Genomic DNA, 16,209 nt, shown 5'->3' with positions numbered 1-16,209 from the left:
GGCGGAGGCGCCGACTGGCGGGGAGCGTCATTCCAAGTGCGCGATATTCGGTGCCGGCCAGGCTGTCAGGCAGATCCACCTCACTGTCCGAACGCGCGGAGGCGACCAGAAGCGCCGCAGCGGGTCAGTTCCATGGATTCTCCGCCGTAACGACATAGAGCGTCACCGCAGCGAAGAACGGACTGCGCGCGAGGTGTTCCAGCCACCTGTCGGCCTGCCGGCGGGTGAGGTAGTCGGCGGCCACGGCACGCTCGGTATTGCGCTGGAGACCGAGAACCTGGTCGGCGGCACGGACTTCGCGAAAGACCGAGGTGACCGGTACAACGGATGTGACGGCGAATCCTGCTCGCTCGGCCAGCCGGGGCAGCTGACGCCCGACGACGGCATTGCGCACGATCCGGTCGGCGATATGGCGGGTATACGCCCGGGCGACATCCAGGTCCGGATGGTCGACGGCGAGCGAGTCCCAGTCGGGCTCGGCCATGACGAGCCGTCCGCCAGGGCGCAGGACCCGCCGTACCTCCGCCAGAACCCTGGGGACGTCGGCAACGTGTTGGAGCACGCGGTCGGTGTGCACCCGATCCACAGAGCACGGGGGAAGCGGCAGCGCGTGCACGTCGGCCATCAGCACATCGGCGTGCAGCAGGTCCGCGGTGCGAGTCATCGCCTGACGGGTCATCTGAGGGTCGTAGTCGACTCCCAGAACCAGCCCTGTCGGTGCTGCTGCGCGTGCCAGCGCACCGAGGTCAGTACCCGGGCCGCAGCCCAGATCCAGTACGAAGTGGCCTGGCTGGATGGCTAGCGCGTCGAGTACCGTCTGCTTGTAGGAGTGCGCGAGATCGGTGGTGGCGAGCCGGTCCTGGTAGGCGATCTTGTCGGGGACCACGGTCTCGAAGATGCGCCCCGCGACATGAGCAAGGGCTTCGACTTCGCCTTTGAGCATCTCGCGGCCGGCCGAGGTCAGGCGCATCGGACGTCGCCTGCCCTCTCCCTCCAGATACTCGATCAGCCCCTTTCCGCGCAGCCGTGTCAGCGCGCTGGACAGACTGCCTCGGCCGAGCCTCTCGCCAGTCATCCGCTCAATTGCGGTGTTGACGGCATAGCCGTGCAGCGGACGGTCCGCCAGCGCAGACAGAACAAGCATCTGGGCGTCGTTGGTACGCACTGGCGCTCCCGGGCGGTGGACGATGGACTCCCCAATGACACGCGACGCGTGCTATTACTCCTTAGTATGCACGCTGCGGCCGGCCAGCGGCTGTCGATCCCGACTCGAAAGGCTTCGATGTTGCGCGTCACCGACCCCCTCTACGCCCTGTACGCCCGCCGGCTCCGCCGGGAACTCCAGGGCGGGGAACTGCCCGGGCACATCGGGCTGATCATGGATGGCAACCGTCGCTGGGCACGCCAGCGAGGCATCGGGAACCCGAGCCTCGGTCACAAGTACGGTGCCGAGCACGTGGAGAACGTGCTGTCCTGGTGCGAGGCCCTCCAGATCAGGCATGTCACCGTGTTCGTCTGCTCCGCAGAGAATCTCCAGCGGCGCGGTGATGCCGAGGTCGCCTTCCTGATGCAGGTGATCGAAGAAGTCCTGACCCGGCACCTCGCCAGGCCGCTGCCACGCTGGCAGGTACATATCGCCGGAGCACTCGACACGCTGCCCGACACCACTGCTCGCGCCCTTAAAGAGGCGGTCGAGGCCACACGGGAGTGCCCCACGGGGGCGCACGTGACACTTGCCGTCGGCTACGGCGGCCGCCAGGAACTCGTGGACGCTATGCGGGATCTGCTGTATGAGCAGGCAGAGACCGACAGGTCGATGCGGGACCTCGCCGCCCATCTGACCACGGACGACATCGCCCGCCACCTGTACACCGCCGGCCAGCCGGACCCCGACCTCGTCATTCGCACCAGCGGGGAGCAGCGAATGTCCAACTTCCTGCTGTGGCAGAGCGCTTACTCGGAGCTGTATTTCTGCGAGGCGTACTGGCCGGCGTTCCGTGAAGTCGACTTCCTGCGTGCCGTACGCGCATACGCCGCCCGACAGCGTCGCTACGGCGCTTGAGAAGTGGTAGCCCGCTACGACTCATCATGGAAACGTCGTCTGGCCACCTTCCCCGATGCGGAACGAACTGCTCAAGCTGCGCGAGTCCGAGGCCCGGGCTTGCAGGTAGGCGGTCCAGTCGGTGACCGCGCGGGAGCGCCATCGCGTGAGCGTGCTGAGGTGGAGGCCGAGCATGGATGCGAGGACGGCCGGAGGCATGTCCTGGGCGAGCTGGACCAGGGCGGTGGCCCGGGCGGGGCGGCTGACCGAGCCGGTCGAAGCTGTCGAACCTGTCGTCGACGAGCGCGGTGAACGCCCCCCACAACGCCAGCAGCCCTACTTCCCCGGGCGCCTGTGCCGGGGCGACGCACCCCGCCATCCGTCCCTGCCCGGCCGCCGCAGGCCGCCGCGCCGCATCCGCCACCAGCCCCCAAGGGGCAGGCTCATAGCCTCTGTTAGAACCAGCTGTGGGCGGTACCGTCGTTGCAGGCGTGCGTCCGGAAGCCGTTTTCCTTGCTGTCGTCGATACACGTTTCGGTTGACTGGTTCCGGAACCGGATGGTGCCGTCAGCCCAGTGATCGATGAACCAACTCTGGGCCTCGCTGGCATAGCAGGCGGCGGCGAGCGGCGTGCTGCTGTTGCCCGAGAGGCACCTGCCCGTGTGCTTGTTCTTCAACTGACGCGTGCTGTCGCCCCACACGTGCACGTACCACTGCTGGAAGTCGCCGCCGTTGCACGTGTACGCGCGCATGCCGTAGCCCGTGCTGTCGTCCATGCACAGGAGCGTCTGCTGGTTCTGGAAAATTTCGAGATCGTCCGCGGCGGTCGCGTGGGCAGCCGCCGCGATGGTGAAGGACGCGGCACCGAGCATGACGGCACCAGCGGATCGTGCGAGGCGACTAGAGAACAGAGCCGCCGCCTTCCCTTTCGCCATCGGTTTCATGGTGATCCTTTCCCCTCGAGGAATCACGGTGTTGGGGTGAGCGGACCGCATGGTCACCACGGCCCGGCACACCCCCATCTCTCCCCGCCCCGATATCTGCAGCCTGACGCTATGACCGCCTGCCGCGGCCGGGCCGCCACAGGGCGCACGAGATGCCGCCAATTCACGCAAGGTCACGCGGCGACCTCGGGGCCGGATGTCGGTTTGGCTCGGGATCGTCTGTACGTTCACGACTTTCATGCCTTACCTTCCGGCGCTGTGGTGTCCAGGAAGAACGGGAGTCGGCCCGGCCATGCACGCTCACCCCTCCGCTGCCCGGCTCGGCACGCAGGCGGAACTCCAGGCTGCGGCTTCCTCGCTCCTTGTGCCGCTGACGGTCACCGCCCCCGGGGACACACCCTTCTGGGCCTGCGTTGAGTCCGCGGCCGCCGGCCCGGCGGTGATCGCCCGTATCAACGGTGCCGCGCACACGGTGTCCCGTGAGGTCAGGTCCATCACCTCCGCCGACCCGGAACTGGTGAAGGTGGTGTTGTTCGGCCGCGGTATGGCGGTCGCGGCCCAGGGCGAGCGGCAGCAGGCGCTCGGGCCGGGCGACCTGGCCGTACTCGACACCACACGGCCGTACGCGCTGGCAGTCGCCGAGGAATGCGCTGTTCTGGCGGTGGGGCTGCCCCGCTGCCTGCTGGGCGCGCATACCGGGACCGTGACCCGCCGCACAGCACAAGCACTGCCAGCCGGCAGGGGGGTCCGCGGTGTCATGCGTGCGCTTCTGCAGGGCGTCGGTGAGCACATCGACAGCGATCTGCCAGCCACGAGCGGCGCCCATCTTGCCGACGCCCTGAGCGCTCTGCTGATCGCCATGTACGCGGACACCACGGCCGAACGCGCCGAGGTTCCCTGCGGCATGACCGAACGCATCACGGCTTTCGCACGCGCCAACCTGGATGACCCGGGTTTATCCGTTGTTTCCGTCGCCCGGACCCACGGCATCTCGCCACGGCACCTGCACCACCTCTTCCAGCGCGCCGGCGGCCCGTCCTTCTCCGCGTGGGTCCGCCGCGAGCGCCTCCACCGCGTCCGCCGAGACCTGGCTGACCCAGCGCTCCTCTCACCACCGCGGTGATTGCCGCCCGCTGGGGCCTGCACGATCCCGCCCACCTCAGTCGGGCACTGAGAGCCGAATTCGGGCGAACGCCGTCAGAAATCCGCCGCGCCGGGCAACAGAATCCCAACGACTCGGATAGCGGTGTCAGCGCCACTCCCGTACCTTCCGCCTTCGCGCGCAGGGTGAGGAACCGACCCGCGACCAGGTCCTGGACTGGCGCGCCCGCGCCGCGAAGGACCACCGGGTCGTCTTCGACCACATCGACCGGTACGTCGAGGTGTCGGCGCAGCACCTGTTCACCAGGGCCTACGTTGAGCAGGTGAGCCGCTTGTCGCGCCTGGGGCACCTGTCCCTCGGCTGCACCACCTGGGAGCAGTCATGAGCGACGGCGAGCTGTCGGGGGCCGACTTAGCCAGAGTGGCACTGGAGACGGCGCGGAAGAACGGCGACGTCCGTAGGGCGAAGGCGAAGCAGCACGAGGTTGTCCGTGGTCCAGCATGGCCGGCGTGAGCCGATGGGACTTGGTACCGCGATCGGCCTCCTGGTGAGCCCCGGTGATCGCGCCCAAGGCCCGGTGACGGCCAGGAATAGCGCGTGCGAGGGCCAGGCCGCGGACGGCTAGCTGGAGAGGGGTTGGTCGACGGGCTGGTCCAGCTGCGCTGCTGGCGCCCGGGCTCAGGGGTTTCCTGACGGGGCAGCATCTGGTTGTGGCTCGCCTCCGAGCACTGCACAGTGGCCGTTTGCAGAGCACCAGACGTCTGTATGTGCCATCTCCGAGGCGATGTCCGCTGCGAGTCGGTTTGCTTTGGCCTCGGCTGCCTTTTCGAGAGCTTGTATGTGCATGGTGACGGCGAAGTACGAGGCAGCCATCGTGATTGCAAGTAGAACGGAAAGGGCGATTACGGCGAGGCGGAGTCGTCGTAGAAGACCATCTTTGTGGCCCGGTACCTGCGGCTGCGGGATCTCCAGCGGGAGGTCGAGGAGGGTTTGAACGTGATGGAGTCCTCCAACGGCGCGAACTCCGTGATCGCCTACGGAAAGGGCGGGGAGATCGCCTCGAACCGGCGCGACGAGCAGGAGATGTTCGTTCTGTGCCTGCGGATTCTGCAATCGGCTCTGGTCTACGTAAACACCCTCATGCTCCAAGACGTCATGGACGATCCGGAGTGGGCCGACCTGCTCACCCCCGCCGACCGGCGCGGACTGACCCCGCTGTTCTGGTCCCATGTGCGCCCGTACGGCGAGGTCAACCTGAACATGGCCGCCCGCCTCAACCTGGCCTCGGCCTCCGTGCCGGGCCCCGCATTGCGGAAGCCGCCGGCCACGGGCTACCCCACCAGACGGCATAGCCGGGGCTTGACGCAGCAGCACAGAGGCCACAGCTGCGGCCGGTCCAGCAGATCGTCCCGGGCCCGCGACGCCTGTGCGCACGCTCGCTGCATGGGCGAGACACCAACTACATCCAGCACGAGGGCGCTCCCCTGCTTATGGCCGTGCGCGGCGGGCGCCGGGCGATCCGGTGTGACCTTCGGAGCAGGCCGGGCCGTCAGTCCGCGGTGATGCTGTCCAGCACGTCAAGACGGGCGGCCCGGCGAGCCGGCCATTGGGCGGCGGCCAGGCCGACGAGAACGGCGGCCAGCAGCATCAGCAGCAGCTTGGGGTAGGGCAAGACCGTGCGGAGTTCTGGCAGGGTCACGGTCATGGTGGTGCCGGCCGCCCAGGCCAGGAAGACGCCGAAGGCCATGCCGATCGCCGCGCCGAAGACGGAGATCAACACCGATTCCAGCCGTACCATCCGCTTGACGCCACCGCGGTCCAGGCCGATCGCCCGGAGCAGGCCGAGCTCGCGCCTGCGCTCGAACACGGCCATTGCCAGCGTATTGACCACTCCCAGGGCCGCGACCAGCAACGACATCCCGAGCAGTGCGTAGAGCAGGTTGAGGGCGAAGGTGATGGTGCGGTCGAACCCGTTCCTCAGGTCCTGCTTGTTCTCGACCTCGATCACAGGGCTTTTGCCGGTGGCGTCCTTGAGAGCCTGTTTGAAGGCAGGGGTTGCCCCGTTCGCGCCCTTGACCAGGATCTGCTGCGCCGGCGCGTACGGCTGGTGTGCGGCGACCACGCCGCCCGGCAGGAGCACGGGGGCGAGCATCCGGCTGGGTGCGAACACCCCGCCGACGGTGAGGCGGGTGCCGGTCCCGTGCGGGGCGGCCACGGTCACGGTGGAGCCGACGGCCAGTCCGTGCCGGCGCGCGAAGTCGGAATCCACCAGGATCTGACCTCGTTTCAGTGCCGCGGCCTCCCCCTGACTCATGCTCGGTCGGACCAGCCGATCGGCGCTGTCGGCGTCCAGACCCTTCGCCTCGGTCCGCACGCCGGCTATCCGCCACTCCACGTCGGTGACCGGGCTGGAGGCGACCACCCCGGGGGCCTTGGAGACCGATGTCGCGATGCTCGGGTCCAGGGTGCCGGTGAGCGGGGTGACGGCGTAGTCCGCCGCCATCTCTTGGGTCACGGCACGGTCGACCGCATCCGAGACCGAGGCGCCGATCACGGTCATCGCGGTGACCAGGGTGAGTCCGATGGTCAGGGCGGCGGCCGTACTCGCGGTGCGGCGCGGGTTGCGGATCGCGTTGAGTGCGGCGAGTGAGCCGACGGGGCCGCAAAGGCGGGCGAGCGGCGGGCGGGCCAGGGCGATCACCGGGCGGGACAGCAGCGGAAGCAGTTGCATGATGCCGAGGACCGCGAGGAGTGCCCCCGCCATGAGCGGCAAGCGCGCCGTGGCGCCCCTCTCGGTGCTGCCCAGCAGGATTAGGCCGATGCCGCCGGCGGTGGTCAGGGCGCCGAGGAGGTTGCGGAGCAGCAGGCTTCGGTGGGTGGCAGGTTGCTCGCCGTTGCTCAGCGCGGCGACCGGGGGGATCCGGCAGGCGCGGAGGGCGGGCAGGGCGGCGGACAGGACGGTGACCAGGGTGCCGACGAGCAGGGTGATCAGCACGGTTGTCGGGGTGATGACCACGGCGGCTCTGGGCAGGTCCGCGTCCAGGGACTTCACTCCCGCCGCGAGACCGGCGCCGATGCCGATGCCGAGGAGCAGTCCGGCGGCGGAGCCGGTGAGACCGACGAGGAGCGCCTCGGTCAGCACGGAGCGGGTGACCTGGCCGCGGCCGGCGCCGATGGCGCGGAGCAGTGCCAGCTGCCGGGTGCGCTGGGCCACCAGCATGGTGAAGGTGTTGGCGATGAGGAAGATGCCGATGAACAGCGAGATCCCGGCAGCGGTGATCAGCATGGTGGCCAGGCTCCTGCCGCTCTGGGCCAGCCTCTCGGCCTGCTGCGCGGCCAGCTGCGCGCCGGTCTCGGCTCGGAATTGGTTGCCGCCGGGGACCAGCGGGGTGACGGCATGCAGCAGTGCGGTCTCGGAGGTGCCGGGGGCAGCGGTGACGTCGATGCTGCTGTACTGGTCCGGCGCCAACGACAACACCCGCCGGGCGCCCTGGGTGTCCAGCAGAGCCAGCGGGTTGCCGGACCGGACCGCAGGCGCGTCGGAGGAGAAGACGCCGGTCAGGGTGACGCTGATGGCAGGGCCGTTGGCGGCGATGCGGACGGTGTCACCGAGCCGGTAGCCGGCCTTCTCGACGGTGCCCCGGTCCAGGGCGACCTCGGTCGCGGTGTGCGGTCCTCGGCCCCGGAGCATCGGGTAGCGTGCATCGTTCCCGGCGGCATCCGGCACGAAGTTGGCGCCCGTGCTTCTCATGATGTCGCCGATCATGTTGCCGTTCTTGTCCGCGATGGCAGCGGTGCCGCTCACCACCGCGCGGGTCCCGGCGACTCCCGGCAGCGCGGCAATCCGACGGACGGTCGCCTCTGTGAGCCGGGCGGAGCTCTTGGTGCTGTTCTGCCTGGCGCTGGAGGGCAGTCCGGCGGTGTCGTCGGCAACCTGGACCGAGATACCGGTGAAGTCCTTGCTGCGGCTGTTGTTCGCGGCTTGGTGGACACTGTCGGAGAAGATCATGGTGCCGGTCATGAAGCCGGTGCCGAGCAGCACGGCCAGGGTGGTCATCAGGAGCCGGCCGCGGTGGGCCAGGACATTGCGCAGTGCGGTACGGAACATGGGTGAAAGCCCCCGTCAGCCGACGCGGTCGAGCCGGCGCATGCGGTCCAGCACACTGTCGGCGGTGGGCGCCCGCAGTTCGTCGACGATGCGGCCGTCGGCGAGGAAGACCACCCGGTCCGCGTGGGAGGCGGCCACCGGGTCGTGGGTGACCATGACGACGCTCTGGCCGAAGTCGCGCACGCAGGACCCGAGGAGCGCCAGGACCTCCGCGCCGGCGTGCGAGTCGAGGTTCCCGGTGGGCTCGTCGGCGAAGATGATCTCGGGCTTTCCTGCCAGGGCGCGGGCGCAGGCCACGCGTTGCTGCTGTCCACCGGACAGTTGGCCGGGGCGGTGCTTCAGCCGGTCGGCCAGGCCCACCGCGTCGACGACCCGTGCCAGCCAGTCCCTGTCGGGCCTGCGCCCGGCAATGTCACCGGGCAGCGTGATGTTCTCCAGGGCGGTGAGCGTGGGCATCAGATTGAAGGCCTGGAAGATGAACCCGATCCTGTCCCGGCGCAGCCGGGTCAGCTGTCGGTCCTTCAGGCCGACCAGCTCCACATCGCCGATCGTCGCGGAGCCGGAGGTCACGCTGTCGAGCCCGGCCATGCAGTGCATCAGCGTGGACTTGCCGGATCCCGAGGGACCCATGATCGCGGCGAACTCGCCGCGCGGAAACTCCACGCTGACGTCGTCCAGCGCCAGGACCCGGGTCTCCCCCTCCCCGTAGACCTTGTGCAACCCACGGGCTCGGGCAGCCGCCGCGTACGTGGTCGTCGTCATCGTGTCCATCACCATGGGAGTCCTCTCGGTGGAGCTCGGAACGCCGTCCACGCTCGCCCAAGCCGGGTCCTGGGGGCGTCCGGCCGTCAGCGGACCCGTTGGGCGGTCCGTAATGCTGCAGGCGTACGCCTGTAAGGCGACGCGGAGAGCCGGGCGCACGCCTACGCTCGGCCCGTGGAAGAGATCAAGCCCCGGCCGCCCCTGCTCGGACGCATCCCGCCAGGCGCCTGGCCGATCCTCACCTGGTGCGCGGCCCCGCTGTTCGCACTGGCGCTGTGGCTGCTGGAGCAACAGGGCGGGCCCGAGGCCGCCCCCTTCTTGCAGGGCCCCTGGGCCGGCCTGGCGCTGGCCGTCGGCCTGGCGCTGCCGCTCGTAGCGGCCCGACGCCGACCACTGCCGGTCCTGGGCCTGGTCCTCACCGAATCCCTGGCGGCTGCGGCGCTCGCTCCCTGGGCGTGGGCTCTGCTGCTCCCGACGGCGGACGTGCTGCTGCTCTACATCGCCGCCACCGCCGGCCGCAGCCGTCGCACCACTGCCATGGCGGCCGTCGCGGTCCTCACGGCGCAGATCAGCGGCTGGCGGATCACGAACGGAGGCTGGGCGCACGGTGTGACCGAGGCCGCGGTGCCGATCGCCTCGGTCGCCCTGGTCTCCTGGACGCTGGGCAGCTCGATCCGCCAGCGGCGCGAGTACGCCGAGCGGCTGCGTGAACAAGCCGCCGCCCAGGCTGTGCAGGCGGAGCGCCTGCGGATCGCCCGGGAGCTGCACGACACGGTCGCCCACAGCATCGGAGTGGTCGCCATCCAGGCCGGCGCGGCCAAGCGGGTCATCAAGACCCAGCCCGAGGGAGCCCGCAGAGCGCTCGACGCGATCGAGCTGACCAGCCGGGAGACCCTCGTGGGGCTCCGCCAAATGCTCGGCACGCTGCACCGGACCGAACCCGAACCGGTGACGGGCATGGCAGGCGTGGACCGGCTGACGCAGGGCACCGCCACGGCCGGACTCCACGTAAAGGTGCGCTGGCAGGGCACGAAACGTCCGCTGCCACCCGACACGGACCAATCGGCATTCCGCATCATCCAGGAGTCATTGACCAACGTGGTCCGCCACGCGAACGCCCGCCACTGCCAGGTGAACGTCGACTACCGCACCGCCGAGCTGGCCATCGAGGTCGTCGACGACGGCACCGGCGCGCCGCCCGATGCCGCGACCGACGGCACCGGCTACGGAATCACTGGAATGCGCGACCGAGCAGATCTGCTGGGCGGCGAGTTCAGCGCCGGGCCGCGCCCCGAGGGCGGCTTCCGGGTGACAGCCAGGCTGCCGGGATGACCGTACGCATCGTCCTCGCCGACGACCAGCCTCTCGTACGAGCCGGCCTTCGCATGGTCATCGCCGACGCCCCCGATCTGGAGATCGTGGGCGAGGCCGGAACCGGCACGGAGGCAGTCCGGATAGTCAGGGAACTCCGGCCCGACGTCGTCGTGATGGACATCCAGATGCCCGGCATGGACGGCATCGAAGCCACCCGGATGATCACCTCCAACGCCCCAGCGCCGCGCGTACTCATGCTCACCACCTTCGACGACGACAACAACGTCTACGCCGCGCTCCGGGCGGGGGCCAGCGGATTCCTGGTCAAGGACATGGCGCTGGACGACATCCTCGCCGCGACCCGCGTCGTGGCCGCCGGCGATGCCCTCATCGCGCCGAGCGTCACCCGACGCCTGATCGAGGAGTTCGCGAACCGTCCCGCGGCCGCTGCCCCTCCGCAGCGACTCGAGGGCATCACCGAGCGGGAACGCGAGGTGCTGACACTCGTCGGGCGCGGCCTGTCCAATAGCGAGATCGCGGCCGAGCTGTTCATCGGTCATGCCACCGCCAAGACCCATGTGGCGCGGCTGCTGACCAAACTCGACGCCCGCGACCGTGTCCAGCTCGTGATCATCGCTTACAGAGCGGGCCTGGTGTCGTCCTCACCATGAGCCGGCAGCAAGCAGGTCACCCCAGGTCTGCGATCTGGCCCACCGCCGCTTACGACAACGAGGACGTCTGCGGGCCTGGCTGTTCTCGATCGCCCCGGCCACCGGGGACCTCAGCCAACGCACTGGTGACCGCCGAAGCGCTGCCACTTTGCTGTGGCATGCAGGAAACGACCGATTGATGAGCAAGATCGATAAGCGGCGGCGCGTGGCCGGATCGGCACCGGATCATGCCCATAAAACGGTGTCAGAAAGTCGCTGTGCTCAAGAACTTGAGGAACACCGATTTCTGTACGATCTGGCAGGTGCATCCGCCCCAGGACGACGACACCGCCGATCTCCTCGCACCCGTTCCGGCCGTAAGGACCGGCAGCCTCGTGGGATACGCTCGCGTGTCCACCAAGGGGCAGTTGCTCGACCGGCAGGTCCACGCGCTCACCGAAGCAGGGTGCATCCGGATCTTCTCCGACACGAAGTCCGGCAAGAACGTCGAACGCGAGGAACTGTGGAAGGCCTTCGACTACCTGCGCGAGGGCGACACCCTCGTCGTCCCGTCGCTGGACCGGCTCGGCCGTTCCATCCAGGACCTCATCGCGATCGTGTCCGGCCTGCGCAAGCGTGGCGTCGGCTTCACCTCGCTGCACGAGGCGCTCGACACGACCACGCCCGGCGGGCGCCTGGTCTTCCACGTGTTCGCGGCGCTCGCGGAGTTCATCCGCGAACTCATCGTGCAGGGCACCAACGAGGGCCTGGACGCCGCTCGTGCCGCGGCGCCCGACTCGGCCGTCCGCCGGAGATGGCGGAGGAGCAGGTACGTCACGCCCGCGACCTGCTCGCCCGCTCGGAGAGCACCGTCACCTCGATCGCGAAGCTCCTCGGCGTTTCCAGGAACACGATCTATAACTACGTGCCCGAGCTGAAGGGCGGTCGCCTCGCACTCGCTGAGGCGACGAGCACGCCGGAACTGCCCCAACCCACAAGGTCCGAGGACTGATCACCGCCGTTTGCGGCTGGTGACGATCCTGCTGGCTTATTGCGCGGTGACCTCGACGGTGTCCTCCGACTTGCGGTTCAGCTTCGACTTGAGGTCGTTGAACCTCTTCTTGACGTGCGGCGTGGCCTTCGCGGCAACGATGCCCGCCGTGCCTACGGCTGCGACCACCTTGATCACGGTCTCAAGACGCGCTGCGGAAATTCGGCGTCCCGGCCGAGAAGGGCCGCACCTCGGCCATCCGCCAGATCGTCCTCCAGGCCCCCGCGCCCGTCATCGCCCAAGCACTGGGCTACCACGACCAGAGCACCACTCGCATCGCCACCGAGGCCGAAGCCCCCTGGAAGAACTACGCACCCGGCGACCACACGCGATGACCAGCCTCCTTGAACTACGCGCCGGGCGAAAGATCACACCGCTCGGCCATCTTCACCCCACAGTGGTGACCATGCTGAACCGAGTAGCCGTTCTGTCCGACATTCACGGAGTCCTGCCGGCCCTGGAGGCAGTGCTCGCCGAACCAGACGTCAGCACCGCCGATCACATCGTGCTCACCGGCGACATCACCGCCGGCCCGCAACCGACCCAGGTTCTCGACCTGCTGACCAGCCTCGGCGACCGCGTCATCTGGATCAGTGGCAACGCAGACCGGGAACTCCTTGAATACCGCCAGGGGCAACGCGACACGATCCCCGATCCGATCGCTCCCTGGGCAGCCGAACAGCTCCGCGAGGACCATCTCGACCTTCTCGGCTCGCTTCCACGATCACTCTCCCTGTCCGTGAAGGGGCTGGGAAAAGTGCTGTTCTGCCACGCCACCCCTCGCGATGACGAGGAGGTCGTCCTGGTCGACTCCCGCCTCGACCGCTGGGACGAAGTCTTCGACGGGCTCGATACCGACATTCGCACCGTGGTCTGCGGCCACACCCACATGCCGTTCGTCCGCCTTGCCCACGGCCGGCTCGTGATCAACCCCGGCAGCATCGGCATGCCCTACGGACGGACCGGAGCGCACTGGGCCCTGCTGGGCCCGGGCGTCGAACTCCGCACCACGCACTTCGATATCGAGGCCGCAGCCACCCAACTCGGCCAGGACTCGTCCTATCCCGACATCACCGAATGGGCCGACTACTTCCTGCACGCTCGCGCGACCGACGCCGACGCCCTCGTAGCCTTCGCTCCACGGGACGGACGCGACCACAGCCCGTGACACTCGCCCCCCATCCACGACAGCAGGCAGCCGAACACCGACTACACGATCAACGACGCCTACCAATCTCAGACCCCAATACGGTTACGCGGCGAGGGAGAGGTCGAGTCGGGCAAGGTGGCTGACGCGGGTGCGGTCGAGCGGGTGGCCGTTCCACCAGGCATCGAGGCGCATGAGGTTGAGCGCGACGGCGGAGAAGACGTGCTCCAGGTGGGTCTTCTGGAGGCCGAGGTAGCGGGCACGTCTCATCCCGGTGACCGCGACGGCCTGGTGGATGGTTCCCTCGATGCCCGCGAGGGTTCCGTACTTGGCTCGCCACTGCTCGTCGCCCTGCTGGAGGCGGGCATGGTCGAGGACTTCTTGAGCCTCGCGGGGTTGCAGGGAGAGAGTCCGGCCACCGGTTTTCGAGCTGGTGCACTGGTCGCGCACCGGGCAGGGGCGGCATGTCTCCTTGTTGAACTTGATGACGATGGCCTTGGTGCCGCGCAGGGTAGCGGGGCTCCACCAGGTGCTGGTGTCCCCGCGTGGGCAGGTGGCCTGTCGCTTGTCCCAGTCGATGGTGAACGCGGTGCGGTCGAACCCGGCGCCGGCACGCGCCTGGGGTGAGCTGTTCATCAGGACCGGGGTGACCAGGGTGACCCCGAAGTTCTTCTTGATGCCCACGATCAACTCGGGAGGCGTAACCGGAGTCGAGGAAGTGCTCGGCGGGCAGGAGATCGCGGGCGGCGAGCATGTGATGGACCGGTTCGGTCATTTCCGCGTCGGTCACTGTGGCGTCGGTGGTCGCGATGCCGGTGATCAAGCGCGGTGGCGGTCCGTCGGCTCCGGGGATCAGCGCCTGGCCGTCGGCAGCCGGGTCCTGGTCATCGGCATCGTCGCAGGACTCGCTGGTGTGGATCTTGTAGCCGGTCCACCAGGAGCCCTGTTTGAGGCCGTAGCGGGCGTCGGTGTCGTACGGAGAGGCCAGCCTCAGTCTGCCGGGCGGGAGGTCTTTGCTCTCCCGCCGCTTCACCTCCGCTCCGGCTTCGGACACGGTGCGGTGGTAGTTCTGCACCCACATCGAGCGCAGGACCTGCACCGCCGGGAGTTCGCGCAGCCAGGGCGGAGCATCAGGGGCATGCACCGCCTCCAGCAGCGCGAACCCGTCCCGGCCGTAGACCAGAGCCATCTCCTCGCGCTTGCTCGTGGAAGCCGGCGGATGCCAGGAGTGAGTCCGCGGACCGTAGCGTTCGGCCCATTCCCGAACGGGCACCGCCTGGGCCAGCCAGTCCGGGGCCGCGCAGGCCAGCGCCTCCAGCGTGGCCCGCAGTGTCTCCCCCGCCAGCTCCAGCCTGTTCAGGTCGCGTACCGCCGCCAGTACGCGGGTGGAGTCGGTGCGCTGCTTGCCTCCGGCCTTCACCAGGCCCCGGTCCTTGAGCGCGGTCAGCAGCAGGTCGAGCACCTTCTCCTCCATCCCGTGCTCGACCAGGCGCGTGCGGAACTCGGACAGCACCAAGGCGTCGAACCCGGGATCATCCAGCTCCAGGCCGAGCGCGTATTTCAAGTCCATGCCGTACCGCACCCGATGCGCTGCCGCCCGGTCGGTGAGGTTCTCGGTGAACTGCAATACCGTCACCAGCGCCAGCTGGCCAGGTGACCAGCCCGGCCTCCCTCGGGTTCCGAACGCCTCGGCGAACTCGGCGTCCGCGAACAACTCGCCCAGTTCGTCACGGACCCGCATCGCCAACGGGTACGGGCCCCGTGCCGCGACCGCCCGCGCCACCTGCGCGGTCAGTTCGGGCACCTTCGGCCACGGCCTCGGCCGCATCGACATTCCACACCCCACCCGCGACCGGAACGCCAAGACGGCCGCTGCTGTCCCAACCAACGAGCCGCCAGCCCCGCCGGGCACGGAATTAGCCAGCAGGATCGGTGACACGGTTCTTACCGGCACGTCCGCCGTGGGTTCAGCGAGGCTGAAGCCCCTTCAGTGGAAACTCACGGTTATTTCTACAGTCTCTGCTTGAAAACGCAGCGCGTTCGCCGACTGTAGTGTCGACGGCGTTGAGGGGCCTCTGACGAGCGTGCTCAGGTAAAGGGCTTGTGCTCCACCTTCCGGCCGGAAGCGCGGGGTGAACCCTGCAGCCGGGCAGGCGTCGGGGACAGGCCGCACGGGTATGGCTACTGGCAGCCTGACGTCGGCGGATTGGGGAGGCATGACCGACACCGGCGCGCTGTACGGGCTGCTCGGGGCTGTGGGGGGAGCCACCGTTGCCAGTCTCGCGGCTGTCTATGGCCCGCTGCGTCTACATCGGCGGCAGGCCGAGCAGAAGGCGAGTGAGGAGCAGGCCCGCCAAGGTGAGATAGAGACCGCTCGGCTGTTGAAGATGCGAACCACGGGTCGGGCGTGGATCGATGCGCTGGAGCGGTTCGTCCAAGATTTGCAGGCACACCGTCCTGTGGACATCGACCGATTCGACGAGATCATGGTCCAAGTCAGCCGAGAGGCCACCGAAGCCGGACACGCGCTGGCTCACAGCGGTCTCTGGCTCGAATCACAGGACACACCACCGCACGGCATTCCGCTGGTCCCAGCCTCAGGCGGGTCGCGACCAGACGATGCGGACGGATCAGCGTTCATCGCCCTTTCCCAGCTCCTGGGCTGCTTGCGAGAGGCGACCCGGGAAGTCCGTGCCGATGTCCTGCAACGTCCCTTGCAGCGGGAGAGCCCCGTGCGCAGCGAGGTCCTGGAGTCCCTGGAGCAAGTCAGGGCTGCGCGGGCACAGCTGAATGCAGCCCTTCTCGATCAGATCGACCAGATCAATGGAGGCCACACACGCCGCCTGTAGGACCGGGACGATTGTGTTCTGGCTTCATGGGCCGCGGCCAACTGGTCGGAGCCGACGAGGGTAACTCCCGGGGTGATGGAGCCTCCAAACATCTTGTCTGTATTCAGACATGATCACGAGCTTCCATACGGATTGGGACTCTCATTCGGCCGGTGCATATGAGGCGTCGGCGGACGAGGCCACCGCGGCGTTCGCGGAAGACGACGTACTCGAGCGGCAGTTCGCACTGCCGGAAGTGGGC

15 protein-coding genes and 3 pseudogenes are annotated in these 16,209 nt (G+C 68.5%); 10 read left to right on the top strand and 8 right to left on the bottom strand.

Annotation, left to right across the window (positions count from 1 at the left end):
- Positions 1 to 124: 124 nt before the first annotated feature.
- Complete coding sequence (locus ACWGKQ_RS37590; protein ID WP_453296527.1) at positions 125 to 1,165, bottom strand: methyltransferase domain-containing protein; 1,041 nt, start codon at positions 1,163 to 1,165, stop codon at positions 125 to 127.
- A gap of 120 nt (positions 1,166 to 1,285) precedes the next feature.
- On the opposite strand from ACWGKQ_RS37590, the gene uppS reads away from it, so the two are divergent.
- Positions 1,286 to 2,062: a polyprenyl diphosphate synthase gene (gene uppS, locus ACWGKQ_RS37585; RefSeq protein ID WP_453296558.1), complete on the top strand. Its 777-nt coding sequence runs from the start codon at positions 1,286 to 1,288 to the stop codon at positions 2,060 to 2,062.
- Positions 2,063 to 2,086: 24 nt separating this feature from the next.
- On the opposite strand, the pseudogene ACWGKQ_RS37580 reads toward uppS, so the two are convergent.
- Positions 2,087 to 2,293, bottom strand: a pseudogene (locus ACWGKQ_RS37580) (helix-turn-helix domain-containing protein); the annotation flags it as partial.
- Positions 2,294 to 2,496: 203 nt separating this feature from the next.
- Positions 2,497 to 2,985 (bottom strand): RICIN domain-containing protein, encoded by a 489-nt coding sequence (locus ACWGKQ_RS37575; protein WP_453296526.1) that lies wholly within the window; start codon positions 2,983 to 2,985, stop codon positions 2,497 to 2,499.
- Between the two features lie 196 nt (positions 2,986 to 3,181).
- On the opposite strand from ACWGKQ_RS37575, the gene ACWGKQ_RS37570 reads away from it, so the two are divergent.
- From ACWGKQ_RS37570 to ACWGKQ_RS37560, 3 genes are all read left to right on the top strand, one after another.
- Positions 3,182 to 4,108: an AraC-like ligand-binding domain-containing protein gene (locus ACWGKQ_RS37570; protein WP_453296525.1), complete on the top strand. Its 927-nt coding sequence runs from the start codon at positions 3,182 to 3,184 to the stop codon at positions 4,106 to 4,108.
- Positions 4,105 to 4,413, top strand: a complete 309-nt coding sequence (locus tag ACWGKQ_RS37565; RefSeq protein ID WP_453296524.1) for an AraC family transcriptional regulator — start codon at positions 4,105 to 4,107, stop codon at positions 4,411 to 4,413. Before ACWGKQ_RS37570 ends, ACWGKQ_RS37565 begins: the two co-directional genes overlap by 4 nt.
- A 613-nt stretch (positions 4,414 to 5,026) precedes the next feature.
- Positions 5,027 to 5,650 (top strand): Tn3 family transposase, encoded by a 624-nt coding sequence (locus ACWGKQ_RS37560; RefSeq protein WP_453296523.1) that lies wholly within the window; start codon positions 5,027 to 5,029, stop codon positions 5,648 to 5,650.
- Here the strand turns inward: ACWGKQ_RS37560 and ACWGKQ_RS37555 are convergent.
- Together ACWGKQ_RS37555 and ACWGKQ_RS37550 are read right to left on the bottom strand one after the other, a co-directional pair.
- A complete protein-coding gene (locus ACWGKQ_RS37555; protein ID WP_453296522.1) occupies positions 5,637 to 8,195 on the bottom strand; it encodes an ABC transporter permease in 2,559 nt (852 codons plus the stop codon). The genes ACWGKQ_RS37560 and ACWGKQ_RS37555 overlap by 14 nt on opposite strands.
- 15 nt (positions 8,196 to 8,210) lie before the next feature.
- Entirely contained in the window at positions 8,211 to 8,957 is a 747-nt protein-coding gene (locus tag ACWGKQ_RS37550) for an ABC transporter ATP-binding protein (protein ID WP_453296521.1), read from the bottom strand.
- A 174-nt stretch (positions 8,958 to 9,131) separates the two neighbouring features.
- On the opposite strand from ACWGKQ_RS37550, the gene ACWGKQ_RS37545 reads away from it, so the two are divergent.
- From ACWGKQ_RS37545 to ACWGKQ_RS37530, 4 genes and pseudogenes are all read left to right on the top strand, one after another.
- Positions 9,132 to 10,289 carry a sensor histidine kinase gene (locus tag ACWGKQ_RS37545; RefSeq protein WP_453296520.1) on the top strand — a complete coding sequence of 386 codons (1,158 nt, stop codon included), beginning with the start codon at positions 9,132 to 9,134 and terminating at the stop codon, positions 10,287 to 10,289.
- A complete protein-coding gene (locus ACWGKQ_RS37540; protein ID WP_453296519.1) occupies positions 10,286 to 10,942 on the top strand; it encodes a response regulator in 657 nt (218 codons plus the stop codon). Before ACWGKQ_RS37545 ends, ACWGKQ_RS37540 begins: the two co-directional genes overlap by 4 nt.
- Positions 10,943 to 11,169: 227 nt before the next feature.
- A pseudogene (locus tag ACWGKQ_RS37535) lies at positions 11,170 to 11,649 on the top strand (recombinase family protein); the annotation flags it as partial.
- An 86-nt stretch (positions 11,650 to 11,735) separates the two neighbouring features.
- Positions 11,736 to 11,933 (top strand): hypothetical protein, encoded by a 198-nt coding sequence (locus ACWGKQ_RS37530; RefSeq protein WP_453296518.1) that lies wholly within the window; start codon positions 11,736 to 11,738, stop codon positions 11,931 to 11,933.
- A 36-nt stretch (positions 11,934 to 11,969) separates the two neighbouring features.
- On the opposite strand, the gene ACWGKQ_RS37525 is transcribed toward ACWGKQ_RS37530, so the two are convergent.
- Positions 11,970 to 12,101: a hypothetical protein gene (locus tag ACWGKQ_RS37525; RefSeq protein WP_453296517.1), complete on the bottom strand. Its 132-nt coding sequence runs from the start codon at positions 12,099 to 12,101 to the stop codon at positions 11,970 to 11,972.
- Positions 12,102 to 12,378: 277 nt separating this feature from the next.
- Here ACWGKQ_RS37525 and ACWGKQ_RS37520 point away from each other — a divergent pair, with 277 nt between their 5' ends.
- Positions 12,379 to 13,140, top strand: a complete 762-nt coding sequence (locus ACWGKQ_RS37520; RefSeq protein WP_453296516.1) for a metallophosphoesterase family protein — start codon at positions 12,379 to 12,381, stop codon at positions 13,138 to 13,140.
- Between the two features lie 84 nt (positions 13,141 to 13,224).
- On the opposite strand, the gene ACWGKQ_RS37515 is transcribed toward ACWGKQ_RS37520, so the two are convergent.
- Both ACWGKQ_RS37515 and ACWGKQ_RS37510 read right to left on the bottom strand, forming a co-directional pair.
- Positions 13,225 to 13,803, bottom strand: coding sequence for a transposase (locus ACWGKQ_RS37515; protein WP_453296557.1), 579 nt, complete (start codon positions 13,801 to 13,803; stop codon positions 13,225 to 13,227).
- Between the two features lie 832 nt (positions 13,804 to 14,635).
- Positions 14,636 to 14,860 (bottom strand): annotated as a pseudogene (locus tag ACWGKQ_RS37510) (transposase); the annotation flags it as partial.
- Positions 14,861 to 15,335: 475 nt separating this feature from the next.
- On the opposite strand from ACWGKQ_RS37510, the gene ACWGKQ_RS37505 reads away from it, so the two are divergent.
- Positions 15,336 to 15,968 (top strand): hypothetical protein, encoded by a 633-nt coding sequence (locus ACWGKQ_RS37505; RefSeq protein ID WP_453296515.1) that lies wholly within the window; start codon positions 15,336 to 15,338, stop codon positions 15,966 to 15,968.
- The last annotated feature ends 241 nt before the right edge of the window (positions 15,969 to 16,209 follow it).

It is taken from the genome of Streptomyces sp. NPDC054770 (assembly GCF_053611985.1).
Note: the sequence above shows the minus strand (reverse complement) of the source record. Positions and strands in the feature narration are given on the sequence as shown.

Excerpts from the sequence above, each read along its gene's own strand:
- ACWGKQ_RS37520 (WP_453296516.1), top strand. The coding sequence starts at position 12,379 with ATGCTGAACCGAGTAGCCGTTCTGTCCGACATTCACGGAGTCCTGCCG.
- ACWGKQ_RS37570 (WP_453296525.1), top strand. The coding sequence starts at position 3,182 with ATGTCGGTTTGGCTCGGGATCGTCTGTACGTTCACGACTTTCATGCCT.
- ACWGKQ_RS37530 (WP_453296518.1), top strand. The coding sequence starts at position 11,736 with ATGGCGGAGGAGCAGGTACGTCACGCCCGCGACCTGCTCGCCCGCTCG.
- ACWGKQ_RS37540 (WP_453296519.1), top strand. The coding sequence starts at position 10,286 with ATGACCGTACGCATCGTCCTCGCCGACGACCAGCCTCTCGTACGAGCC.
- ACWGKQ_RS37575 (WP_453296526.1), bottom strand. The coding sequence starts at position 2,985 with ATGAAACCGATGGCGAAAGGGAAGGCGGCGGCTCTGTTCTCTAGTCGC.
- ACWGKQ_RS37555 (WP_453296522.1), bottom strand. The coding sequence starts at position 8,195 with ATGTTCCGTACCGCACTGCGCAATGTCCTGGCCCACCGCGGCCGGCTC.
- ACWGKQ_RS37550 (WP_453296521.1), bottom strand. The coding sequence starts at position 8,957 with ATGACGACGACCACGTACGCGGCGGCTGCCCGAGCCCGTGGGTTGCAC.
- ACWGKQ_RS37505 (WP_453296515.1), top strand. The coding sequence starts at position 15,336 with ATGACCGACACCGGCGCGCTGTACGGGCTGCTCGGGGCTGTGGGGGGA.